This window comes from Haloferula luteola, assembly GCF_014201715.1.
GTDB classification, from domain to species: Bacteria; Verrucomicrobiota; Verrucomicrobiia; order Verrucomicrobiales; family Akkermansiaceae; genus Haloferula; species Haloferula luteola.
Genome location: NZ_JACHFD010000003.1, coordinates 93,267 through 112,812, shown reverse-complemented (window position 1 = coordinate 112,812; position 19,546 = coordinate 93,267). Strand labels below are relative to the sequence as shown.

13 protein-coding genes are annotated in these 19,546 nt (G+C 57.5%); 7 read left to right on the top strand and 6 right to left on the bottom strand.

Annotated elements, in window-relative coordinates:
• Positions 1 to 200: 200 nt before the first annotated feature.
• From HNR46_RS03930 to HNR46_RS03915, 4 genes are all read right to left on the bottom strand, one after another.
• Positions 201 to 683, bottom strand: a complete 483-nt coding sequence (locus tag HNR46_RS03930; RefSeq protein ID WP_184016013.1) for a hypothetical protein — start codon at positions 681 to 683, stop codon at positions 201 to 203.
• A 176-nt stretch (positions 684 to 859) separates the two neighbouring features.
• On the bottom strand, positions 860 to 1,039 hold the full coding sequence (locus HNR46_RS03925; RefSeq protein WP_184016011.1) for a hypothetical protein: 180 nt from the start codon (positions 1,037 to 1,039) through the stop codon (positions 860 to 862).
• Positions 1,040 to 1,174: 135 nt separating this feature from the next.
• The gene (locus HNR46_RS03920) at positions 1,175 to 2,605 is read right to left on the bottom strand and encodes a nucleoside hydrolase-like domain-containing protein (RefSeq protein WP_184016009.1); all 1,431 of its coding nucleotides are present in this window, start codon (positions 2,603 to 2,605) and stop codon (positions 1,175 to 1,177) included.
• 513 nt (positions 2,606 to 3,118) lie between these two features.
• On the bottom strand, positions 3,119 to 3,292 hold the full coding sequence (locus HNR46_RS03915) for a hypothetical protein (RefSeq protein ID WP_184016007.1): 174 nt from the start codon (positions 3,290 to 3,292) through the stop codon (positions 3,119 to 3,121).
• On the opposite strand from HNR46_RS03915, the gene HNR46_RS03910 reads away from it, so the two are divergent.
• The 5 genes from HNR46_RS03910 to HNR46_RS03890 all read left to right on the top strand — a co-directional run bounded on the left by HNR46_RS03910 (position 3,279) and on the right by HNR46_RS03890 (position 8,581).
• Positions 3,279 to 3,509, top strand: coding sequence for a P-loop NTPase family protein (locus HNR46_RS03910; RefSeq protein ID WP_184016005.1), 231 nt, complete (start codon positions 3,279 to 3,281; stop codon positions 3,507 to 3,509). The two genes, HNR46_RS03915 and HNR46_RS03910, sit on opposite strands and share 14 nt — an antisense overlap.
• Positions 3,510 to 3,765: 256 nt before the next feature.
• Positions 3,766 to 6,129 carry a FlgD immunoglobulin-like domain containing protein gene (locus HNR46_RS03905; protein ID WP_184016003.1) on the top strand — a complete coding sequence of 788 codons (2,364 nt, stop codon included), beginning with the start codon at positions 3,766 to 3,768 and terminating at the stop codon, positions 6,127 to 6,129.
• A 4-nt stretch (positions 6,130 to 6,133) separates the two neighbouring features.
• Complete coding sequence (locus HNR46_RS03900) at positions 6,134 to 7,231, top strand: hypothetical protein (RefSeq protein WP_184016001.1); 1,098 nt, start codon at positions 6,134 to 6,136, stop codon at positions 7,229 to 7,231.
• Positions 7,225 to 7,446, top strand: a complete 222-nt coding sequence (locus HNR46_RS03895) for a hypothetical protein (protein ID WP_184015999.1) — start codon at positions 7,225 to 7,227, stop codon at positions 7,444 to 7,446. Before HNR46_RS03900 ends, HNR46_RS03895 begins: the two co-directional genes overlap by 7 nt.
• A gap of 4 nt (positions 7,447 to 7,450) precedes the next feature.
• Positions 7,451 to 8,581 carry a hypothetical protein gene (locus HNR46_RS03890; RefSeq protein ID WP_184015997.1) on the top strand — a complete coding sequence of 377 codons (1,131 nt, stop codon included), beginning with the start codon at positions 7,451 to 7,453 and terminating at the stop codon, positions 8,579 to 8,581.
• 107 nt (positions 8,582 to 8,688) lie between these two features.
• Here HNR46_RS03890 and HNR46_RS03885 read toward each other — a convergent pair whose 3' ends face one another.
• On the bottom strand, positions 8,689 to 11,553 hold the full coding sequence (locus tag HNR46_RS03885; protein ID WP_184015994.1) for a LamG-like jellyroll fold domain-containing protein: 2,865 nt from the start codon (positions 11,551 to 11,553) through the stop codon (positions 8,689 to 8,691).
• 331 nt (positions 11,554 to 11,884) lie between these two features.
• Between HNR46_RS03885 and HNR46_RS03880 the strand changes: the two genes are divergently transcribed.
• Both HNR46_RS03880 and HNR46_RS03875 read left to right on the top strand, forming a co-directional pair.
• Positions 11,885 to 12,442, top strand: a complete 558-nt coding sequence (locus tag HNR46_RS03880; RefSeq protein WP_184015992.1) for an ECF-type sigma factor — start codon at positions 11,885 to 11,887, stop codon at positions 12,440 to 12,442.
• A 6-nt stretch (positions 12,443 to 12,448) separates the two neighbouring features.
• Entirely contained in the window at positions 12,449 to 14,623 is a 2,175-nt protein-coding gene (locus HNR46_RS03875; RefSeq protein WP_184015990.1) for a protein kinase domain-containing protein, read from the top strand.
• Between the two features lie 49 nt (positions 14,624 to 14,672).
• On the opposite strand, the gene HNR46_RS03870 is transcribed toward HNR46_RS03875, so the two are convergent.
• A complete protein-coding gene (locus HNR46_RS03870; protein ID WP_184015988.1) occupies positions 14,673 to 19,484 on the bottom strand; it encodes an autotransporter-associated beta strand repeat-containing protein in 4,812 nt (1,603 codons plus the stop codon).
• Positions 19,485 to 19,546: the final 62 nt, after the last annotated feature.

Sequence of the window (19,546 nt, the reverse complement as noted above, 5' to 3'; positions counted from 1 at the left end):
GGTTTTGGTGGGCAGGCCAGCGATGAGTCGCCGCAGATTCTTCGGTGATTATTGGATCGGACTCTGACCGTTTGAGGGGAGGATCGTGGTCGGACTAAGACCTTGCGCCGGTCTCATGGGAACGTTTGTTCGTCAGCCCCCAGTTTCCCTATTTCCCCGTCCAACTCTGTGGGGGGGACGCTCGACTTCGATGCCGTAGGTTATTTCTGGGGGGGCATTTTTCGGAACGTTCCGTCTTCAACTGATTTCTTCGGGAAGTGGAGGCGCCGTGACGAAGGATCGATCGTCATTTGGCCATCGATCACTCCATCCTCCGCGTCGACTTCCTTGATAAAATCATCCAATTCATCCTGAAGGATGATGCCTTTAGAGACGATGAATCTCGTAAGGGCTTGGATGGCCAGTTTCTGGGTTCCCACTTCCCTAAGAAGTTGATCGATCTGATCCTCTCGATCCGAGATCGACTTGGTGGTGCATTTTTGAACTTCCTTAAGGGAAGCGATCTCCTGTTCAGTGTCGCTAATATCGAGTCGATTTCCGATATCGCCGAGTAGTATGGTTCTCATCCATCCCATGGTGCCTCGACCGTTGCAGAGACTTTTAGGCGAAGCCACTACAATGAACCACTGGGATTCTAGCAGCTCGCCAAACCGGAATTCTCCGTCGTAGTCGGATCTCTCCATGAACGGCGAGAAAGTTGAGAGAATAAGTTTTTCCAACGAGGGAGTGCCTCACCTCGGCAGCGTCGCTAAGGGTGGGCTGCGAGATGCATTTTTCTTTCACGAGGGTAATCATGAAATCCGTGGCGGCCTTATTCGCAGAGAAGGTCAGTTGGGCCTTATCGGGATCGATCGTCGGGTCACAGCGGCACACCTGCAAGGGTGAGGGTGAGGGTGAGGGCCTCCCGAAGGTTTTTACCTCCATAGGTCATCATGTTCAGAGTCGGAAAATCAGGAGTGCCAGGAATGACTTCAGCTTGAACGGCCGTGATTGCGATGAACGGAAGAATTCGTAAGTTTTTCGTGCGATGGATGACCATGAATCCTTCCTCATTTCGATTTTAGGATTCAGCAAGAAATGGGAATGGATTGCGTTCTCGGTGGGAGTCTTCTGTATCGGGCGGGGCTGAGGTGGTTACGTGAGGTGGACTTGCTTCGAGTCGATCCGGTAAATTTTAAGGCTTCTTCGCTCGGATGACGACGCGCTGATAGCGGGTGAGGGGAGGAGATCCGTTGTCGGTGACTTCGCAGATCATGTGCAGGGCTTCTCCCGGCTGGGCTTTGGCGGGGAAGGTCAACGTCACTTTGGGAGAGGACTCCCATTCGTGGTTCTGGGGATAGATCTGGCTGGTTTCGAGGTACGCCCACCACTGGAATTGAAGAGAGTCGCCATCGGGATCGCGAGTTGCGGAGGCGTCGAGGGTGAGAGTTTCTCCGGGGACAGCGAAGAGGTCGAGCGGAGTGTCCTTCAATTTCACCTGTGGGGGATGATTGGCAGAAGCGTAGTCCTTGACGCACCAATCCGCGCGGGCGGCAAAATCATTCTGCACGGCAGGCAGCCAGCGCCAGATGGGTTTGAAGTAGTGGGTTCGAAGAGTCTGTTCGGCAGGGTCGGTCACGTTTTCGAGCTTCTTGGACCAACTGTTGTGGATGGAGATCTGACCCTCGGGGTGTTTCCAATCTGGGGCAGGTGGGGGATCCATCCAGACATTCGGTCGAACTTCAATGTAGCGTCCACCCCATCCCCCCCATGCAGGTGATTCCAGACTGCGCAAACCATTGGGAATGGCATGGAGGAAGGCAGGCGTATCACCTTCAGCGTGGAAGGCCCCATCAAGGGCTTCGTAGGAAGAGGCGAGAGGGCCATGCCCGCGCAAGAGATGTTTCTTCATCCAATCCGCTTCCAGGTAAGTTTTGACGGAGTCAGGAAGAACTTTGGGCCAGATGTAGGCCATGCAATCGAACTGATCCGAGATGATGGTGGTGACTCCCAGGGGTTCCCAAACGGGGCGGATCGATTTCTGATAGGTTTCATCTTGTTCCCAAATCAGGAAGAGCCGGAGGCGGGTCGCCACTTCGGTCATGCGATCGGGGTGTTCTTCCTGTATGATTCGTAAGGCGCGAGCGAGGGTGTTGCATCCGCCCCAGGCTTGAATCCAGAGTGGGCGAGTATCGGAATCATCGAGCAGGACTTGGGCAATCCATTCGGCTCCCTCGCTGCGTTCCTGGTCCTCACCGACGCCTTGGATGTTTCCGATCTTCCACTTTGAAAGGAGAAGGTCGGGATGGGGATAGGCGGGATCGTGAATTCGAAGTTGGTCGTAGACCTTTTGATAGAGCCCCACGGAGTCCCTGACCCATGTCGGGTCATGGAAGGCATTCCACCCCTGTCCTCCTTGCCAGTGGAACTGGGAACTGCTGTTGACGATGCCTTCGACATCGAATTCGTTGCAGGAGAGAAGGAATCTCACCATGGAGCAACGGTCGTCCGCTTCACCGTCGGTGGTGACCAAGACACGCGGTCGAGCACTGGAGAAGGCACAAGTGGCCGCGAGGAAATAGAGAATCCACGTGAGTCCTCGGCAGGCTGAGAGGGGAGTTTTCATGGGTCGCAAGGTTGCAGGCGGCGCATGGCATCCGTATCGATGGGAACACGGCGAATTCTGAACGAGTTTCCGAAGTCGCCCTCCAGATGGGGAGTGATCCTGGGAAGAGTCTTGGCTCAGCGTGCTCATGGGTGATGGTTAAGAGAGATGCGTCGGTGGGTGGGCCGTGGGCAAGACCCGCAGAATTCTTTATGAGGAGAGCGTGGATCCTTGGGAGCTTGGGGAAGAGGGGGGGGAGCTTTGAGAATTCGGGAGGAGGGTTGCTTCGACGAGGTTGGCTTGAGTAACGTGCTTTTCGGGCAAAACCCGACAATGGAAGTTTCTTTTCTCGACTGAAATGCCTCCTGTGGCCCGCGAGCCATGTGAAGAATCTGCGGCCTGTGGTCAAAGACTGGATTTGATGGGAAGCTTCAGGGAGCGGAAACCTCCAACCGAAGGAAACGCCGGGGGGAGTCTTGGGAGGAAGGAGTGAGGCGGATGGATTGGACCTCACCGTCGTCGCTCAGCACGGTTTCAGTTGCCCGAGGCGGGGACCCCATCGCCCGTGATGTCCTCGACACCTGATGGTTCGACATCGGCGAGATCGGAGAGGTCCGTGGCATGTTCCGCGGGGGCAAAAGGTCCCGTCTCCAACTCGTCGGGTTCCTCGTTGATTCGCTTGACTCGGCTTTTGATGAAAGTGCCCACGACTCACCTCGACATCCTCTCGATAGACATCCTTGTCGAGGTGCCGAAGGACGAGGAAAGCAGGCTGATTTTCATCTTGCACGACGTCGTGCCCTACTTCCGCACACACTCAGTAGTCACTCTGCCTATCGCCTGTGCAAAGGACGATACGAGCATGATTCTCGCTCGCTACATGGGGAGATATCTGGGTCTGTTTGTCTCTCGGTTTGCCTCGTGATATCCAATTGGGGCCTGATTTTGCCAAGAGGCATCTTCATGCTTGCCATGCGGTCGATGCGGTTGTTACCTGTTCATATCCAACGTGGTTTTGAGGCTTCGTTTTTTTCGGAGAGGCTTCATTGTGCCTGTCGTTGGGGATGATCCTGTCAGCGCCGTTTGTGTTTCATAACACCTGCGGAGGTTTTGGATTCGCTATTTTTCCCATTAGGAAATATATGAAAAAATATCTTTCGATTCCGTCTGTAATTGTCGGCATGGTTATCTCGCCATCTTCGCTCCTGTTGGCCGAACCCAGCTCTTCTGAGGTGCAGAAGCGGATTCCACCCACTGGTCGCCTCCATCTCCATAACGGGGACATGGACGGGGACGGATGGGACGATCTTTGGGAGGCCATTTTCGCCCGCCATCACAGCGGCCAGACGTTCGAAGCCAACATCGCCAATCACCCCGATGGTGATGCCGACGGCGATGGGGTGAGCAATTACGAGGAGATGCTCGGCTTCCGAAATCCCTACGAAGCGGATAGCCCACCTCGCGTCCTGTCGCCTGCGGAGGCGAAGGCCTCCCGTGCGGCCGCGATCCCCGCCGAGAGGAAAAGCGACGCCAAGAAATTGGACCGCTTCCATCTGCTGCTAGAAAGCCGCGGAGTCCTCAGGCGTGGGCCGGAGGAAAAACCACCGAAAGAGGATCCAGACGATAGCGACACCACCGGGAAAAGTTCCTTTGATGAAGGGAGTTTGTCTGATGGAAACCCGGCAGTGGCTGGATGGATGTGGTGCTCCCTCAGTAGCGCACCAGAAATCCTTTTCCAGGAGCGGTTGTCGGATGGTCGCTACCTTCTCGCGTGGGAGGGCGAGGGAGATTCGCTCTACGACATCGAAGGTTCTGATGATCTCGTGAACTGGAAACTTTGCGCAAAGCAGATTCCGGTCATCGGAGACATCGGCACTTGGGGACAGTTCACTCACGCTCCGAAACGCTTTTACCGGGTGCGTCTGCATCAGGACACCCCAACCATTCCCAGCGACCCCAGTGGCGGCGACGGTATCACCACCTTTGGCGCGACACTGGCTCCCGTTCTTCAAGGCAGCGCACCGCGTCAGTTTCTTGTCACTGTGAATCTACCCGCTGGCATCAGTGCCAATGCGGTTGATTTGGTGATTGATGGTGAGGTGCATGGCAGGTGCCGACCCAGTGACTCGGGAAATGGATTCATTGGCGAGGTCGATTGGTGGTATCTCTCACCGGGAGCCCACACCGCCCACGTCGTGGTGGACTCATTGACTGACCAGCCGGCAACATCCAACGGACAGACTGGCGGGATTCTGCGCTCTGCAGCCTCCTCTTTCACGCTCGATTTCGGTAGCCACCTGGCGATGAACTTCCGGATCAGCGAAAACCAGATCGCCCCCGTTGATCCGGATCTTCCAGCGGCAACCGTGATTTCCGCTGATATCCTCTCAGATCCTCAAGGAATGACGTTTCTCCGAATTCTGGACGAGAACGAGAATGTGGTCCGTGAATGGGATTGGTTTCCAGACGAATATCCTTTAGAGATTCGGCAAACTTGGGATGGGACGAATTCCAGCGGCACTCCCGTCCCGGCCGGTCGTTATCAAGTCGATCTTGAAGTAGGAGGCGCTGGGCTAACAGGCACCACGCACTTCGTCAATGCTGGTGTGCGCACCCATAAAGCGCTCATTCTCACAGAACCCCAGGGCGGATGGGGGGAGAATTTCTCGTACTCCAACTATCGCGAAACCTGGATGGAGCACTTCACAACCACGGGCGGAACGCCGATACCCAATGCGTGGGGCCCTTGGAAAAAACTCAGCTCTCTCGACAGAATTACCGACGAAATCCGAGGACGGGCCAAGAACGCCAATAACCGAAAGTTGCCCGGGTTGGGGGACATCAAAGGATGGAAGTGCCTTTTCTGGCAACAAGACTCGAAGAATCGTGACAACATTTCCAACCCTGTTGCGGCTTTTGCTTCAGGCAGCAACCCATTCAACGACTACGATATGGGGTTTTTCATGGGCCATGGTGTTGCATCGGCAGGTGGAACCGTTCCGTTCGGAAACGGCACTTTCACGACGGGCCCCTCACACTACTATCCGCTTACCTTGAACCGGGACACGGGTGCCACCTATTGGGTCCGCAGCGCCAGCATCCCGAAGTACGGTGCGGGAGGAAAACTCAAGTGGATGTTCCTCATGACATGCAGTCCTCTCTCGGACACCTGCCCCGACGCCAACAATCACGAGATCTTCGCCGCCTGCCAGGCGAACGGGACCCTGCCCTTTGGTAACAACCTGCGGGTGCTTTGCGGTTATGTCTCGAAGATCCGCCTCCATTCGGGCATGGGCACGCTGCTCAGTGAGGCGATGATGTATCCGCAGGAGGATGTTGCCTATCGTGATGGCAGCGTGGTCCAATCGTGGGGCTATGTGTGGAGCAAGTCCGAGAACAAGGGCGCGGGAAAGATCGCCCGCGCCGTTTATTGGCCGGAGTGCAAATTCGATGCGATCCCCGGTGTCGATCATGAACATGTGCCTCCCCTTCAAGCCCACAGTTCCCAAATGGAGCTAAAATTCACCGATTTTTCCAACCTTTGATTCCATGAACGCATTCCGAACGCTGGTTCTTGTTTTCCCACTACTTGGATTCGCGCTTTTGGCAGCGGAGATCCCCATCAGTCTGGTGCCCCGGCACGAATTGGGATCGCGCGATCCGGGATACCTCCGGTTCGAGGAGTTGGTGTGGAGCACCGATTGCGAGTGGTTTCACAAGCCGGCCCCGGTCTGCAGGGTGGTGGAGAAGCCGCTGGACCTCACCCTTGTCATCGAGGAAGCCAAGAAGCGCGGGATGGTGCCCAATCCGAAGTATGATCCGGGTCCGGAAGAGGACGGCGCCGTGGACTACCACACCACCGAGCCACCTTGGCTCGGGGCCGGGGGCGTGGCCCGGAAGCGCTATCTCTTCTTCGGGTATGCCTCGTTTGATCGATTCGATAGGGACGAACACCAGATGGCGGTCGTCAAGCCGCTGGCGAGCCGGGAGGAATGCGTGAGGATCTGCCGGGAGTGGATGAATCGGCTCGGAATCGATGAAAGCCAGCTCTACCGCGGCGGTGACTGGCCGGAGGGATTTGAAGTGACTGAGTCAACTCCGGCGGAAGGAGGGTACCACCCGGTGCTCAAGAAAGAGGTGATTGCCAAGTACGGCCAGCAACTCCGTTTCAGTCAGCAGATCGGGGGGCTTCCGGCGTTCTGGTCAGGTTTCGGAGGTTGCATGCAATTTTACATTGCAGACGGAGGAGAGTTCAGCGGCGTGATGGGCTGCCTCCGGGCGTGGGAAAAGATCGGCGACTATGAAGTGCTGGACCGGGAAGAAGTGGAGATGGCGCTCAAGGAAGGATTTTTCTGGGTGCCTGATCCTATCGATTGTGAGCGTTTGGAAGTGATAAAAGTGGCCTTGGAGGCCTACCATTCCGACTGGGAGGTTCCGCAGCACGATTTTCCCCTGATCTATAACATCACCTGCAAGCTTCACGGCGGGCCGAGCGAGGGGAAGGAAAAGAAGATTCTGATCCCCGCGCTGCGCCAGCACCGTCATCGCTACGGCCCACCCCCTGAGCCGAGTGCCTTGGCACCGGGAGAAAAAGCTCCCGATCCGGATCTCGAAAGACTCACGACGCCTCGCGGAGAGCCATGGTAGCCTCCTCTGGGAGGAGATGCCTTACCGCGGAGGTATCGTCGGGCTATGTGTGGAGCAAGTCCGAGAACAAGGGCGCGGGAAAGATCGCCCGCGCCGTTTATTGGCCGGAGTGCAAATTCGATGCGATCCCCGGTGTCGATCACGAACATGTGCCTCCCCTTCAACCCCACAGTTCCCAAATGGAGCTGGAATTCACCGATTTCCCCAACCTTTGATCCCATGAACGCATTCCGAACGCTGGTTCTTGTGTTCCCACTGCTTGGATTCGCGCTTTTGGCAGCGGAGATTCCGATCAGTCTGGTGCCCCGGCACGAATTGGGATCGCGCGATCCGGGATACCTCCGGTTCGAGGAGTTGGTGTGGAGCACCGATTGCGAGTGGTTTCACAAGCCGGCACCGGTCTGCAGGGTGGTGGAGAAGCCGCTGGACCTCACCCTTGTCATCGAGGAAGCCAAGAAGCGCGGGATGGTGCTCAATCCGAAGTATGATCCGGGTCCGGAAGAGGACGGCGCCGTGGACTACCACACCACCGAACCGCCTTGGCTCGGGGCCGGGGGCGTGGCCCGGAAGCGCTATCTCTTCTTCGGGTATGCTCCATTTCGAAAATTCGATAGGGACGAACACCAGATGGCGGTCGTCAAGCCGCTGGCGAGCCGGGAGGAGTGCGTGAGGATGTGCCGGGAGTGGATGAATCGGCTCGGGATCGATGAAAGCCAGCTCTACCGCGGCGGTGACTGGCCGGGAGGCTTTGAAGTGAAGGAAGCTCGTCCGCGGGTCACGCGATACCATCCGGTTCTCAAGAAAGATGTGATTGCCGAATATGGCCAGCAACTGCGTTTCAGTCAGCAGATCGGGGGGCTTCCGGCGTTCTGGTCAGGTTACGGCGGGAATTTGATCTTCAGTATCGCCGATGGAGGGGAATTTTGTGGAGTGAAGGGCTGCCTCCGGGCGTGGGAGAAGATCGGTGACTATGAGGTGTTGGATCGGGAAGAAGTGGAGGTGGCGCTCAAGGAAGGATTTTTCTGGGTGCATGATCCCATCGACTGTGAACGTCTGGAAGTGATGAAAGTGGCCTTGGAGGCCTATCATTCCCACTGGAAGGTTCCGCAGCGCGATTTCCCCCTGATCTATAACATCACCTGCAAGCTTCACGGCGGGCCGAGCGAGGGGAAGGAAAAGAAGATTCTGATCCCCGCGCTGCGCCAGCACCGTCATCGCTACGGCCCACCCCCTGAGCCGAGTGGCTTGGCCCCGGGAGAAAAAGCTCCCGATCCGGATCTCGAAAGACTCACGACGCCTCGCGAAGAGCCATGGAAGAATGGGAATGGAGGGTCTTCTATGAGGCAATGACAGGAATCGCCGGGCTGCCTCCCGTTGACAGGAATGCCTCCTGTGGACCGCGAGCCATGTTGAAAATCTGCGGGCTCTGCGGTCCAAGGAGAGATTCGGGGGGGGCTTCAGAGAGCGGAAACCTCCAACCGAAGGAAACGCCGTGGGGAGTCTTGGGAGGAAGGCGTGAAGCGGATGGAATGGACTTCACCATCGTCGCTCAGCACGGTTTCAGTTCCCGTGGCGGGAACCCAATCGCCCGCGAGGTCCTCGGATTCCAGGACGGTGATGGTGACGTCGGTGGCTGCGAGGGATTTCTGGAAAACCAAGCTGATTGCGGAGGGAGCGAGGTCGATGAAGGGAAGAATCTCCAGGTCGGCATGGTGAGGATCACCTCCCAAGGCACGCTCCAGAAGATTGGGAATTCCATCGAGATCGGGATCGGCTTCGTCTGCTGCGTCGCCGGTATTGGTGCTGATCCCGAATGCCGTTTGTCGCCAAAGTTCTGCGGGAGACTGGGGAGGAGCCGAGTAGAGAAAGGCGGAAGTTTCAAGGACACCTTCCGTAAAGCGCACATCATCGATGAAACCAAGGAAGCGGTCCGTGTGGCCTCCGTTGAAGAGACCTCGGGCCAGTGTGAAGACTCCAGCATCCCAATCGCCACCGTCTCCGACACCAGCAGTCAAGGCTGGGTCGGTACTGGCGGAAATGTCGAGTTGGCCGACACGGGTGTATTCGGCATCTCCAGCGGTGAGGTTTTTAAGGAAGATCGATAGGGTTTTGCCATCGCTGGTCGCGGCTACGGCGTGCCACTGACCGTCTTGAACGAGCCCCGGGGAGGAATTCAAAGCCCATGCGTTGCGGGCACGGTCGGCAAACACCACTCGGAGGGCGCCTTCAGGATTGATGGCAAAGTAGAAAGATGCCAAGCCGTAGTCGGTTCCGGAGGCGCCCTGGCTATCGCGGCCGATGAAAGTTTGGTAACCTTGAGTCGCGTCGTTTGGGCGGATGGCAGCTTCGATGGTCCAGGTCTCGGGTGCCCAGGAGGTGAGGGATGTGCCCATGGCCGAGATGGCGGGGAAGTCGTTCAGGTTTTGTAGACTGAGCTCATTGGATTCCCCGGTTTGTGGCGTCACGTTGCCCGGGACTTGAGATCGGTAGGCATGCCAATCGCGATTCCAGGTGGAGAAGCCATTGCCATTCCCGGAGAGGTCGGTGAGGCTTCCATCGAACTGGTTGGCATTGGCTGGAGCATAGGGGACGCTGGCATCGGCGGATCCTTCTTCAAAGTTCCAGTAGCCGACGGTGCCGACCACGGGGATATGGACGAGGGCGTCGGAGGTCGCGCCCGAGGAGTTCGCGACACGAATGACCAAAGGGTCGGCATAACCTGGCGCTGAGTTGGGGGTTCCCGAAATGCGTCCTCGACCGTTCACGGTGGCCCAAGCGGGACCAGAAATTTTGGTGAAGGTAAGGTTGGAATCCTCGCTGTTGGCGGCGGCCTCGGTGACCGCGTTGGAGAGATAGGATGCTTGAAAGGTGGCTGCCGGAAGCGTCATTTCCTGAGGGGATAGTGCCGGTGCCGAATTGCTGCCGGAGGTCCCCAATGTCCAGATTTCCGAACCATCGAGCGCTTGATTGTAGATGCGGAAGTCATCGATCCGGCCGTCAAACAACGGATCCGCATACTGGCTTTTTCCGAGGTAGTTGTGGGTGGGAGCGAAGTCGACCAAGGAACCGTTGACGTCGTTGCGGGAGGCCACCGGTTTGCCGTTGATGTAGAGGGAAAGAGTGCTGCCCTTTTTGACGGCAGCGACATGAGTCCACTGTCCGGTGGGAAGCACGGTGGTCGTGACGACATATTCCTGATTGAGTCCGTTGATGGCGTCCTTGAAAATCAGGCGCATGTCGTTGGAGCCGGACTTCGGTGTGAGTGCGAGGTATTGCAGGGTATCGTTACCGAAATCGAAGATGCGTTGCCAATTGCCGCCGCCGTCCCAGCGGACCCAGGTGGCGAGGGTAAAGTCACGGCTGGCCACCGCAGTTGCGGGAAGTTCGATAAAATCGTCGCTGCCATCCAGATTCATGGCTTGGCCAAGGTGGCCGGCGGTGTAGGTGGGAGACCCGGATGCCGTGGCGTGGAAAGCCTGGGCGGAATCCTGAGTATTGCCGTCGAGGGCATAATACGCGTCCAGCCCTTGGGGGCGGACCCAAAGTTGTCGGGTGCGGCTGTTGAGAGTTTCACCAGCTCCGGTGGCGGCGCAGAAATAGACGCCTGCATCGTCCAAGGAAACCGAACTCAATCGTAGCAGGGATGATTGGGCACCTGCAATTCGGGTATCATTGGTGAGGGGCACACCGTTGCGAAACCATTGGAAACTGCTGGCACGCGGCGAGGTGATGCGGAATTCGACGGTACCGCCGACTGCTGCAAATTCGTTGCGAGCTTCTTGAGTGATTGAGAGAATTCCCATGTCGGCACGAATTCCAGACATGATGCGGGTTTGCCAAATACGGCGAAGGAATCCGTCTTCGGCATCATAGTTGAATCCTCCCGGCCAGATCGCATGGTTGTCGCCGTGGAGACCGTCAGCGTAGCCACCGTCACCATTGGCCAAGTAGGTATTGAACTGGGCCTGGTTCCCCCAATAGCCGCGCCAGACGCCGCCGGCAATGAGTCCGTAGTAGTTGCCATGCGTGCCCATCCCGAAGGTATGTCCGGCTTCGTGAAAGACGACACGTTCGTTGCGAATTCCACCGAATCCCATGTAACCATCGTAGTTCGCTTCGGCAGTCGGGATTCCGGAATTGGAGTAGACGCTCCAATGTTTGTTGAAGGATCCATATTGGTTGTAAAAAGCGGAAGCGACGGCCACGGAGTTGGCGACCTGTTGGGCTTCGGCGGATGAATTGGGGTCAAACTGCAGCGTGTAAGTGATGTCGCCGCAAGCGAGCGTGGACAGACCGCCTGCGAGTAGGAGGGTGGGTTTCATAGTGGGTTGAGGCACCTCTGTCCTTCAGGATTGGGTCTGGGGCCCAGGAAAGAGGAAAGGATTCCCTACAAAATACTCCGAGGGTGCGAAAACACCAATCGAGGTCATGAGGAATTCTGCGAAAAGTGCCTATTAGGAGTCGATTATGTCGAAAATACAGGGCTGAGCGGCCTCTTCGTGAGCGATGATTGTGCGGGAAATGGTTCGAATGAAAGGGGGGATGAGTTGATTTTCGCTGAGGCAGGCCTTCCTGGGGTCTGGACATGCGTGGGATCCTGTCTTTCGTGGAGGGGTCCTCTGTGGGGAATCCCCCTGCAAGAGGTGAGCGAAGATGAGTGAGATCGAGCGGATCCTTGAAAAAGCCAGCGGAGACCGGTTGCAGGTTTCCGAAGAGCTGCTGCCATTGGTCTATGACGAACTGCGGACGCTGGCTGCCCAGCGACTGGCGGGGCAAGCACCTGGGCAGACGCTGCAAGCGACCGCCTTGGTGCATGAGGCGTGGTTGCGGTTGACTCACCATTCGGATCGCAAATGGAACGATCGGACCCACTTCTTCCGGGCCGCGGCTTTGGCGATGAGGCATATTCTGGTCAATCGGGCTCGTGGGAAAGCAACGTTGAAACGGGGCGAAAATGCGCATTGTGTTTCGCTGGAGGGTTTGGAGGTCGCGGATACCGGCGCTGAAGATCGAATCCTCGAGGTGGATGCGGCCCTCACCGTTCTGGAGAAGGAAGATCCAGACAGCGCTCGAGTGGTGACACTCAAGTTTTTCGGTGGTCTGACCAACAAGGAGATCGCCGCGATGGAAAACGTCACCGAGCGGACCATCGAGCGCAAGTGGGCGTATGCGCGAAATCGACTCTATCAGCTGATCTGCGACGAACTTTAGATTCCTGTGAATCCTCTCTACGAAAAGGCTCTGTATTTGGCTGCTTCAGGATTGGAGAGCGAGCGGGAGCGGGAAGCCTTGTTGGAGGGAGCTTGCCAGGGGGATGCTGCTTTACGGCAGCGCATCGAGGCCTTGTTCGCACTCGATCGAGACGCGAGCCGGTATTTTGAATCCAGCGATCACGATTCCGCGAATCCGGGTGATCGCGATGAACTGGACACTCGCATGGGTCACTACCGTCTGATCGACCGACTGGGCGAGGGGGGACATGGTGTCGTGTATCTGGCGGAGCAAGTTAAGCCGGTTCGGCGCAAGGTGGCATTGAAGATCATTCGCCCGGGGATGGATACGGATCGAGTGATTGCCCGCTTTGAGGCGGAGCGACAGGCGTTGGCGCGTATGGATCATCCCAATATCGCTCGGGTGCTCGATGCGGGGTCGACGTCCTCAGGGCGGTTGTTCTTCGTGATGGAGTTGGTGGATGGGGAAAGGGTCACGGATTTTTGTGATGCGCGGAAACTGGGGGTTCCCCAACGCCTGGAGATCTTCATGCAGGTTTGCCAAGCGATTCAGCACGCTCACCAAAAAGGGATCATTCACCGCGACATCAAACCCTCGAATCTTCTCGTTCACCTTCAGGATGGAAGGCCGGTGCCCAAAGTGATCGACTTTGGCATTGCGAAGGCGACGGACCCTGCCTCCGAGGATTTTCTCCATGTCACACAAGATGAAGGTTGGGTTGGGACGCCTGCCTACATGAGTCCGGAGGTGGCGGTGGGGGGGAGGGATGTGGATACCCGCAGCGACATCTACAGTCTTGGCGCTGTTTTGGCCGAGTTGTTGACGGGTCAGGCAGTGATGGGGGTTGGGATGCTGGGGGTGGGGAGCGTCGAGGAAATGCGGCGGCTCAAGAGTGAGGAAGAAGTGAAAGCTCCCTCAGAGTGGCTGGCTGAGTTGTCCGATGATCAGGATGAGGAAATCAGTCGAAGTCGAGGATTGGCTGCGGGGAAGTTGAAGCAACGTCTCAAGGGGGATCTTGATTGGATCGTCCTCAAGGCGATGGCTCGGGAACCGGAGAGGCGATATGAATCGGCCTACGGTCTGGGCCTGGATATCCGGCGCCACCTGGATCACGAGGTGGTGAGTGCGGGACCGCCGGATCCATTTTACCGGTTTGCGAAATGGGTGCAACGTCACCGAGGGAGCTTTCTGGCAGGGAGTATGGTCGGGGCGACCCTGGTGGTGGGCCTTGGCGTTTCGACAGTACTTTTCTATCGGGAAAAGGAAGCCCGACAAGAACAGGCCCGTTTGCAGCACGAGACGGAGTTGGCCCGGGCGAATGAAGCGACCCTGCGGCAACGTGCCGAGTATCGCGAAAGAATTTCCCACGCGGCGGTCATGGTCAGTCACGGGAACTTCGATGCGGCAGATCAACTTTTGCAGACGGTTCCCTTCGGTGAGGCTCCGGCATCCTTGGAAGCTGCGGAGGCCTACTTGAAGTTGGGGGACTGGCACATTTTGGCGGGTCGCTGGGAGGAGGCGACCGACTACTTCGCGAACCTAGCTCTGGTGCTGCCATCCATCGACACGGCCGATTCGTATGAAGTCTCCGTGATTGTGATTCCTGCGGCGGCTCTGCTTTGTTGGGCGGAGGATTTGGAACGGTATTCGGTGGTGCGGGAGTTGGCGATCGAGCGATTCTCGGGGACTTCAAGTCCGGTGGTCGTCGAACAGGTTTTTAAGGCATGCCTCTTGTCGGCGACGGATCGAGAGACTCTGGCGAAATTGGAGCCGATGGCCGCATTTCTGGAGAAGTGCCTAAGGGAAGGGCATCCGGATCTTGATCTTAACGATTTCAGAACCTCCTGGGCCTGCATGTCCCTTGGACTGATGCGGTATCGGCAGGGAAATCTTGAGGCTGCAGAAACTTGGATTGAGCGGGCCGTGCCGATTGCGGGGAGTCATTTGCCACGACAGGTGGATCTCGCCTGTTTGCTGGCGATGGTCCACTTTCAAAAGGGTGAATTGAGGGAATCCGAGGAGCTGTTGACATCGGCAGCTGAGATGTTGGATGCCAACGTGATTCGGCCTGTGGAGATCGAAGATGTGAACGATCTCTGGTATGATTGGCTGGTGGCGAGGATTTTCGTTCGCGAGACGAAGCGACTGATGAATCGGTGAGGCTGCCGAATTGCTGGCAAACGAGCACCCGTCGTTTGAGGGATCCTTCTCAAGGCGTGATCACCAGATGATAGAATCTCGCTCCGAGGCTGGTGGCACCCGTGTGGGTGAAGGTTTTTTCCGATCCGTCGCCCTCAATCGGGGAGTCAAGCAGGTTCCATGAATCTGCGCTGAGATCGGAGGACCAAGCTAGCTGATAACGATGACCTTCGTAGGTCGGAAGAGTGAGGAAGAAGTCGTTGCCGGAGATTCCAAATCGGGTCAGGCGAAGACCACTCGAATCGATCACGGTGCCTTGGTTGACGAGGTTGGCGGGGAGTCCGCCATCGGCCGTGAGCAGATCGAGAATCCCATTGTTAAGGAACTCTCCGCCAGTGGCGAGGACCGCCCCTGAAGTAAGCCGGGCGATGCCATTGTTGATGATGCTCCCGCTCACCGAGAGTGTCCCGGAAGTGCAGGTGAGCAATCCGTCGTTGGTGAGTTCCCCTTCGAGGTTTCCAGGGCCGACGAGAGTTCCGGAGCTTGCCACATGGAGGCCCGTGGTGGCGAAGGTCCCCCCATCCAGGTCGAGCGTGGCATCATTGGCGACGTCGGTGGGCCCGTGAATCCTCACCGAACCAGGGGTGGCCAGGGTTCCCTCTTCGACTTGAATGGAGCCTTCGAAATCCGAGATGCCTCCGAGGCAGAACCGAGCGGAACCGACCTTCACCAGATGGAGTCCTGCAAGGTCGCCCGCTTCTGTGATGGAGCCATCGAAGCAGGTATCAAGGTTGAGTGCCCCGATGCGGTAGGTCGTTGCGGTGGCTCCAGAGCCGGATTGGCGTCCTTGCAGCACGGTGGTGGAGCCACCGGAGAGGGCTCCGATCTCGGCGGTGAGATCGCCGTTTCGGTTGGCCAAGCGTCCGCTGGCAGTCCCGAGAGCGAAGTGAGTATGAGAGCTTCCGTGATTGATGTCAGTTGCAGCAGTGGTTCCTGCATTCAGGCGCAGCATGCCGGAACCGGCGCCCCATTGCAGTGTGCCTGAAAAGGTGTCCATGGGGCCTCTCAAGCTGAGAATTCCGACGACTTCCGAAAGGTCGAGAGTGGGGAATCCCATCGAAGTAAGGGTGGAGGTATCGCTGTTGATGAGAGTACTGCTGCCACTGTAAGACGAGGCGATGGCGGAGTTCTGAGTGACCAAAATCGGCGAATCGAGGAAGGTGGCAGTGGAAGGGAGCTCAAGGGTGCCGCCGGACAATTCAATCGGACCGCTGCCCAAGCCGGCGGTGGCATTTCCAAGGATGAGGCGACCTTCTGTGATGCGGGTCCCCCCGGAATGCGAATGAGCGGTGGTATTGGAGAGGGTCAAATTGCCTGCTCCCGATTTCAGCAAGAAAGCGGTGCCAGCGAGCGAGCCGCTTCCGGTGAATGTGTAGTCTCCCGTGGTGGAGGAGACCTCGACGGACTGAGGCTCTAAATTCCCGCTGAGGGTGACGAGCCGGCTGAGGCCTGAGTCGGTGAAATGAACTCGATCGAGGTTGTAAAAGTGTTGGTCCGCATGGGCGCCGCCCGTCCAGGGTGTGGTGGTCCCGATGTCCCAAGTGCTGGTGGTGCCGGTCCACGTGAGGTCGGATGATGTTCCCGTGACGACGAGTCGGACGTAGGTATCACTGGAGCCTCCTCCCGAGCGTTGGAGGGAGAAACTTTGGCGAGTGTTGCCGGGCAGATTGTGAGTGAATACCGGACTGCCTGGTGCCGAAGTTGAGTCGCCTCCGCGGATCAAGGTGTAGGTTCCCGCCGAGAGGAAGCCGTCGATGAGGTGAAAGTCAAATTGGGGCCCGAGGTTGCTACCCGTGCTATTGAAAGTGAGAGTGCCGGAGGTATTTACCATCTCGTCATTCCCCGAGGAGGGGTTAGAAGAGAGGTCAAAGATCAGCTCGCAGGGATTGAGGAAGATTCCACCGGTGGTGGTGAGAGTGCCGGGCTCTCCGGGAAGATTCCCTGGTGAGAGGATAGCGGAAGGTTGGACGGTGAGGAGGCTGGCGACGGTGCCATTTCCGCTGAGGGTGGCCCCACTCCCCAGGTAGTTTTGAGTGGCAGCAAGCGAGCCGAGGACGCGGAGTTCTCCTCCGTAAATTGCGGTGGTTCCGGTGTAGGTGTTGGTTCCCGAGAGGGTCAGCGTCCCGGTCCCATATTTGCTGAGGGCGGTCGTGCTGGCCGCTCCATCTTGGATGATTCCCGCGATTTCTGAATCGGAACCGAGATGGCCAACGGAAAGTGTGGTCGTTCCGCTGGCATTGTAGGCACCTTGAAGGCGAGATGAGGAGTCGGTGGTAAGTTGGCCGAACTCGTAGGTGTTCCCCCCTGAATAATTTTGGGTGTAAAGATCGATTCCGGAGAGATGAACTCGAGCACTGGGAAAGCCATTGAAGTCTCCGCTGAGTGCTCGGAGCGCGATTCGGCCCCCATTGCCCGGTGCGGTCGCCCCTCCGGTGATGTGGACCGTCCCGGTGCAACCCGCCGATGCCCCATCGAGATAAGCTCGGCCTTCTGTGCCGAGGGTGGATGGGGAGTGAATGTTGAAGGTTCCTCCCCCGGAGAGGGAACCTGTGAGGGTGATGCGCGGTGACAGCTGGAGGTTTCCGACTGCCCCTGTGTTGACGACGATGTCCGGGGTGAGGGTGAGGTAATTGCTTCCGGTGTTGTCAATCAAGGTGCTCCCTCCCGTGAAGCGGATCGGTCCTCCCGAGAGGTTGGCTCCTGTGTTGATCTGGGTCGTTCCTCCGTTCAGATACGTTCCGGTCGCAGCGGAGACAGGCGTGTTGAGGGTGAGGGTGGTGTCAGAGGCCTTCGTGAAAGTCGAAGTGACGGCCAAAGCATCGCCTGACAATTGGTAGTTCTTGCTGCCGGTAACGGTGACAGAGGTCGCGAGGCGGCTTCCGGCAAGAGTGACAAGGGTGGTGGAGGCACGATCGTCAAAAAGCGGAGAATCTCCATCATTGAATTGGGTGGAGCTTCCGCTGCTGGTGGTCCAATTGGTCGAGGTGTTGTCCCATTGGTTGCCCGTTTGAGCCGTCCACACGATGTCACGGGGCGCAGCACTGCTGGAGACGAGGAGTGCAAACGATTGCGTCCATTGGCTGCCTTCGGCGTCGGTGACAGTGAAATCGAAGCCAGCGCGCCCGATGAAGTCGGTGGTCGGCGTGAAGCGGGCGATGGGCCCGTTTTCCTGAGGGGTGAGGCCGTCTGAGGCGAATTGCTCGACTTCGCCATTGCGGATTTGAGTGAGCGTATAGACCGGAGATGCCGTGAAGCCGTCCGTGTATTTGGCGAGGTCGACGGTTTGAGAGGACGGCGCGGCTGTGGTGTTTTTCGCCACCGATGCATGAGGGATGGCCAGGAAATGAAGGTATTCCTCAAGATAGGTGTATCCTACTGGGGTTCCAGTAGGGAAAAAGGTGTTGGGCAGCTGGGCTGCGGTGAACACGGTATTGTGATCGTCACCGGCGGCGTTGTAGGTGATGGAGCCTTTACCATTGAGGGCCACTTCCCAAAAATCAGGCATGCCGTCTAGGTCGGCATCGCTGGGAGGGCTGGTGCCATTGAGAGTTCCGAAGCCGTTGTTGGTGATGCCAAATTGGTCGGCGAGAAGTTGTTCACCATTGCTGGTGCGGGTGGGATCTTCTCCGGTGGTGAGGCCGTCTTTTTGAACGAGAATGCTGTACTGGTGAACTAGGGAATCCTTGAGGAGGTGATCGAGCTCGTCGCGAAGGGGGGCGTCGTAGTTGGCATCGAGGCGGAGTGGAGCCGCTGATGATAGGACTTTCTTGTAGCCGGTCAGGGCGTCGTCCACCGCGATGGCTGCACTTCCTGAAGCGCCGGAGAACGGCGTGTCAGAGGCGTAGTAGCGATTGGAGCCAACAGCATCTCCCGGTGCGAACTCGGAGCCGGAGACAATTCCATAACCACGATCGGTTCCATCAAGGATCCCGTTGTCGTTGTTATCAAAGAGGGTGTCGTCGAGATGGAGGCTGAAATTCGGGATGCCATTTGATGCCACGGTGGCTTTCGTAAAGGCCGTGTTTTTGAGGGTCGATCCATCGTCGGCATCGTCGATGGAGATGTAGTAGCAACCTTGGACGTTGGCCTTCCAATTGGCGGGCGTTTCGGAATCGCCCATGATGAAGCCTTCGTTGCGCCAGTGGAATGTGACGTTGTTGATCCACTCAAGCACTCCACCGGGTCGGGCTTTGGGGTTGCGGGTGCGATGGTGGGCCCAGAGGGAATGGTGACAGCTGCCATTTTGCAGATCCCATAAGCCGCCGGCATTGTGCCGCTCCATGCCCCAAGTGGAGTTCGAATACTGCATGGTAAAGTTGTTCACCGAGCTATTGAAGAACGAGAAGTTCTCGTCAGTGCTGAACATCAGTGAAATATGATCGAGCATCGTTGATGACGCACTGCTGGCGATGTTCAAGCAATCTCCACCGGTTCCGTATTTCCCGTGGCGAATCCGGAAATGCCGCATGATGACGTTGCTGCCATTGATGAGCATCCGTCCGCCTTTGAGCCCTACTCCATCTCCGGGGGCGCTCTGGCCGGCGATGGTGACATTGGAAGGGACCTGGAAGTTGGTGTCGGAAACGACGGGAATGTAGCCGCTGACGGCAAAGAGGATGGTGCGTCCGGAAGCTGGTGCGGTGTTCAGTGCTTCGCGAAGCGAGCCGGCGCCATTGTTATTGAGAGTGGTGACGTAATACACGTCGCCACCTCGGCCACCGGTGGCGTAGGCACCGAAGCCTTCTGCTCCGGGGAAGGCTGGGATCTGGGCGTGGCAGAGGGTTGGGAGGACGAACAGGGTCGGGAGGAGAGACGATCGCATGGGTTTGCCTCCGAGTTTGAGCTCGTTCGATCGAAGGATCGATAACCCGTTGAGGGGAAATT

Bases quoted from the DNA above. Each gene is read 5' to 3' on its own strand.
- HNR46_RS03890 (WP_184015997.1), top strand. From the start codon at position 7,451: ATGAACGCATTCCGAACGCTGGTTCTTGTGTTCCCACTGCTTGGATTC.
- HNR46_RS03925 (WP_184016011.1), bottom strand. From the start codon at position 1,039: ATGGTCATCCATCGCACGAAAAACTTACGAATTCTTCCGTTCATCGCA.
- HNR46_RS03910 (WP_184016005.1), top strand. From the start codon at position 3,279: ATGAAAGTGCCCACGACTCACCTCGACATCCTCTCGATAGACATCCTT.
- HNR46_RS03895 (WP_184015999.1), top strand. From the start codon at position 7,225: ATGGTAGCCTCCTCTGGGAGGAGATGCCTTACCGCGGAGGTATCGTCG.
- HNR46_RS03905 (WP_184016003.1), top strand. From the start codon at position 3,766: ATGGTTATCTCGCCATCTTCGCTCCTGTTGGCCGAACCCAGCTCTTCT.
- HNR46_RS03870 (WP_184015988.1), bottom strand. From the start codon at position 19,484: ATGCGATCGTCTCTCCTCCCGACCCTGTTCGTCCTCCCAACCCTCTGC.
- HNR46_RS03880 (WP_184015992.1), top strand. From the start codon at position 11,885: ATGAGTGAGATCGAGCGGATCCTTGAAAAAGCCAGCGGAGACCGGTTG.
- HNR46_RS03900 (WP_184016001.1), top strand. From the start codon at position 6,134: ATGAACGCATTCCGAACGCTGGTTCTTGTTTTCCCACTACTTGGATTC.
- HNR46_RS03885 (WP_184015994.1), bottom strand. From the start codon at position 11,553: ATGAAACCCACCCTCCTACTCGCAGGCGGTCTGTCCACGCTCGCTTGC.
- HNR46_RS03920 (WP_184016009.1), bottom strand. From the start codon at position 2,605: ATGAAAACTCCCCTCTCAGCCTGCCGAGGACTCACGTGGATTCTCTAT.
- HNR46_RS03930 (WP_184016013.1), bottom strand. From the start codon at position 683: ATGGAGAGATCCGACTACGACGGAGAATTCCGGTTTGGCGAGCTGCTA.